The sequence below is a fragment of the Microcystis sp. M53602_WE12 genome, from assembly GCF_030065455.1.
Classification (GTDB): Bacteria; Cyanobacteriota; Cyanobacteriia; order Cyanobacteriales; family Microcystaceae; genus Microcystis; species Microcystis aeruginosa.
The window spans coordinates 1-3,698 of the sequence record NZ_JASJFB010000049.1 but is presented as its reverse complement, the minus strand read 5'-3'; the positions used below and the strand labels follow the sequence as shown (position 1 = coordinate 3,698).

The 3,698-nt window shown below is 44.8% G+C and carries 3 protein-coding genes and 1 pseudogene; 2 read left to right on the top strand and 2 right to left on the bottom strand.

Going from position 1 to position 3,698, the window contains the following annotated elements:
* Nucleotides 1-269: 269 nt before the first annotated feature.
* The gene (locus PX482_RS02205; protein ID WP_004162654.1) at nt 270-1,211 is read right to left on the bottom strand and encodes a DUF1517 domain-containing protein; all 942 of its coding nucleotides are present in this window, start codon (nt 1,209-1,211) and stop codon (nt 270-272) included.
* 181 nt (nt 1,212-1,392) lie between these two features.
* On the opposite strand from PX482_RS02205, the gene PX482_RS02200 reads away from it, so the two are divergent.
* Both PX482_RS02200 and PX482_RS02195 read left to right on the top strand, forming a co-directional pair.
* Complete coding sequence (locus PX482_RS02200) at nt 1,393-2,652, top strand: phosphopantothenoylcysteine decarboxylase domain-containing protein (protein ID WP_190720636.1); 1,260 nt, start codon at nt 1,393-1,395, stop codon at nt 2,650-2,652.
* A 43-nt stretch (nt 2,653-2,695) separates the two neighbouring features.
* A complete protein-coding gene (locus PX482_RS02195) occupies nt 2,696-2,995 on the top strand; it encodes a 2Fe-2S iron-sulfur cluster-binding protein (protein ID WP_002761301.1) in 300 nt (99 codons plus the stop codon).
* Between the two features lie 339 nt (nt 2,996-3,334).
* Here the strand turns inward: PX482_RS02195 and PX482_RS02190 are convergent.
* A pseudogene (locus tag PX482_RS02190) lies at nt 3,335-3,523 on the bottom strand (IS200/IS605 family transposase); the annotation flags it as partial.
* Between the last annotated feature and the right edge of the window lie 175 nt (nt 3,524-3,698).

Below are 3,698 nucleotides of genomic sequence, written 5' to 3'. Positions count from 1 at the left end.
CTTGGTACAAAAAACAAGGGCAACAAAGCCTAAAACGACCGACTCCTGACGACCGGCTACTGACTCCTACCCCCAGGAAAAACTTTTTCAGCAGACCCTATCTAGGGCTGGCTGAATAAATCTAAAAACCTTGTTGGGTAAGACTTTTAGACTTTTTGGAAGACTCCCTCAAAATCGGTAAAACCCTACACCCCACACCCCACACCCTACACCCTACCCCCACGAAAAAATTTTTCAGCAAACCCTATCTAGGGTTATCCCCCGACAAATTACACCAATTTCAGATCGGGATAATTGGCGAGAATGTCGTCTTGACTGAGAATATCACCCTCGCTTTGAGGAGTCCAAATCACTTCTACCGCTAAAAGTCGATCGCCTCCCATACTACCAATTTGTTGCAGGGCTTGTTTCAAGTCTTGGGAATCATTAATTTTGGCTAGAGAAAATTTACCGACAATGCCGGCTAAAATAGTCACCAAAATATAGCCTTCCGGTGCGGTTTTAGCTAATTCTCCAGCCGATTCGGGTAAAATATTTTCTTGAGAACCTTGACGCAGTTGATTATTGTAATTAGTTAAGGTTTCCGCCGTTAGTTTACCGCGTTCGTTGAGAGACCACTGATTAAACTTCGCTTCTGCACTGCTGAGGCTGGTTTGTTGAGAATCGACGTTACCATAAACCCAGTATTCCGGATGACGTAACAGGGCGAGGGCCGATTCTTGTAAGACTTCGACGCGTCCCTCGGAGGTGCTAGTATCCACAGTTAGGGCGATTTGATTTAATTCTTGTTGCAGATAACGGGCATTAGCCAACAAACCCACCTGTACTTTAGCCACGGAGACGGTTTCATAACCGGATTCTATCGTCATACCATTCTCATCACTGCCTCCACCATTACGGAAAGCATTAACGAGGAAATTGGCAATAGCAAAAAAGATTAACAGAGAAATTAAGCCACCGCCACCACCACCCCAAAAGAAGGGTAAGAGGAAGGGAAAACCAATACCTCCACCGTAACCGGGGGAACTGTAACCACCACCTCTAGAAGGGCTAATACTGCGACTAGGGGCGCGAAAACTACCGCCCCCCATTCTACCCCCCGATGCCGCCAAAGCACTGGAAACATTGCCTAAAATCAGCGTTGTCACTAATCCTAGAACTAATAGCGGCTTGGCAAGCGATCGAACTTTAGTTAAAATTTTGTCAATCATAAGAACACCGAAGCAACCCTTTATTTACTAGGATAACCAGTTTCTCCCTCAGGGATAGACAAACCCCGAATAGGGATAACCGAATCAGTGATCAGTTATCAGTTATCAGTGATCAGATTTGAGTTTTCAGTTCACTGTTTACTGTTTACTGATCACTGACAAAACCCCCACCCCCAAATTTATGACTTGGAATTTCTCTTCTCCGACGGATTCGCCCTTAAGCGATCGCGAAGTACCCTTAGAAAGTCATCATCTCTGGGGTAAACGTATTGCTTTACTGGTGACGGGAGGGATTGCGGCCATGAAAGCGCCGCTAATTGCCCGATCTTTGCGGAAATTCGGGGCTACAGTCGTGGCTTTTGTCTCAGAAGAAGCTTTAAGATACGTCACTAAGGAAGCTTTGGAATGGAGTACGGTTAATCCCGTAATTAGCCAATTAACGGCAAAAGCAGAACATTTAAGCGATCAATCTCCCTTTGATCTTTATTTAGTCGCCCCCGCTACCTATAACACGATTAATAAGTTTCGTTACGGAATCGCTGACGGAGTGATCACTTCATGCTTGGCCTCGGCCTTGGGACGACAGGAAAAGGGAAAAACTAAAATTCTGCTTGTCCCCACCATGCACGGCAGTTTACATAATGCTATTCTGACCGAATCTTTGCAAACTCTCGATCGCTGGGGAGTCCAGATTATGTCACCCCGGGATGATTACGGTAAGCACAATCTCCCCGGGGAAAAAGAGATCACAGTGGCAGCCTGTGGGATTCTCAGTAATTCTGTCCTGAAAAATAGGCCGATTTTAGTCACTGGTGGACCCACACCCGTTATTATCGATAATATTCGTCGTTTAACCAATCGTTTTACCGGACAATTAGGAGTCGCTATTGCAGAAGAATTGTACCTGCGCGGGGCAAAGGTGCAATTAATCCACGGACGCGGCAGCTATACACCTCCCGCTTATTTACCCCATGAAATTATTGAAACTTATGACGAGTATCTAGGGAAGGTTATGGGAGAATTAGGCAGTAAAGATTATAAATTTGGAATTTTTTCGGCAGCAGTGGCAGATTATCGCTTAGAAAGCCCTTTTTACGGCAAAATTCCCAGTGGTGGGCAGTTAAATCTTAATTTTGTGCCGACGGAAAAAGTGATTGACAAGGTGAGAGAAAAATTTCCCGATTTAGAGATGGTCACTTTCAAGTATCAGGAAGGAGTCAGTCAGGAGGAGTTACTGGAAATCGCCCGTAAACGCCTAGAAAAGGGCTATCAGGCCGTCATTGCTAATAGGGGTGAGGAAAAGGGCGATCAAGGGGAACAGGTGGCTTATTTGGTCACAAAAGCGGCATTGGGGAAATTTATCGGCAAAAAAGCGATCGCTATTGGCATCGCCGAATATTTAGAACAGCGAGCCAAAAATGTTACAATCAAAAAAATTTAATATTTTTTAATATTAATTTGCAAAAATTTAGGGTAACACAGTCATGGGTAACATCAACTTCGTCAAAGAGAATAAGATCGTGGTAGCGGCAGATGGAGCGAATTTACGAGAGAAAGCAATCCAGAATGGCGTTGATATCTACACTTTTGGCGGTAAATTGATGAATTGTGGCGGTTACGGTCAGTGTGGTACTTGTATAGTGGCAATTGTCGAGGGGATGGAAAATCTCTCGGCCAAAACCGACTTTGAACAGCGCTGTCTGAAGAAAAAACCCGAAAATTATCGTTTAGCCTGTCAAACCAGCGTTAATGGCCCTATTAGCGTCCAAACTAAACCAAAATAGCATTTAAGCGTCATGCCCCACCCCCAGCAACGCACCGGTGGGGAAGGTGCGGCGATCAGAACCATTGAGGCGTTCGATACCAGTGAAAATTGCCAGACAATATCACATAATTCCCTGAACGACTTTTTCAGCAGACCCTAATTGATGTCTTGGGAAGACATCTCAGCGGATTTTTGTGATTTTTTCGCTGCTTTTTTGCCAGCCAAGGGCTGACAATCAAGAGATTTGCTAGAAAATATCAGCTTTACTGCATTTAAACTGCCTATCTCAATGGAACGAGAGGACTCCCGTTAAACCGCTACGCGGTTTAACGGGAGATAAATCGCCACCGGAATGAAACTAACGCGGTAGCGTTTCCACTTTCGGGGAGTTTTTTTGGTTCTCGACGTATTTTTTTAGTTGTTCGACAGTAACGCCGCCACAACTAGCCACGAAATAACCTCCCGTCCAAAAATAAGGTTTATTGTCGAAATACTTGGCCGCCAAATCCGGAAATTCTTTTCTAATTAGGGTCTGCTGAAAAAGTTTTTCCTGGGGGTAGGAGTCAGTAGCCGGTCGTCAGGAGCCGGTCGTTTCAGGCGTTGTTGCCCTTGTTTTTTGTACCAAGCGATGTACTACAAGAAGGATAATGCAAGGTTTTTGAACGTCCCAATCCTATTTTCGCAGCATGCACATCGGACTTTAACAGGTCAAAAGCTTTATT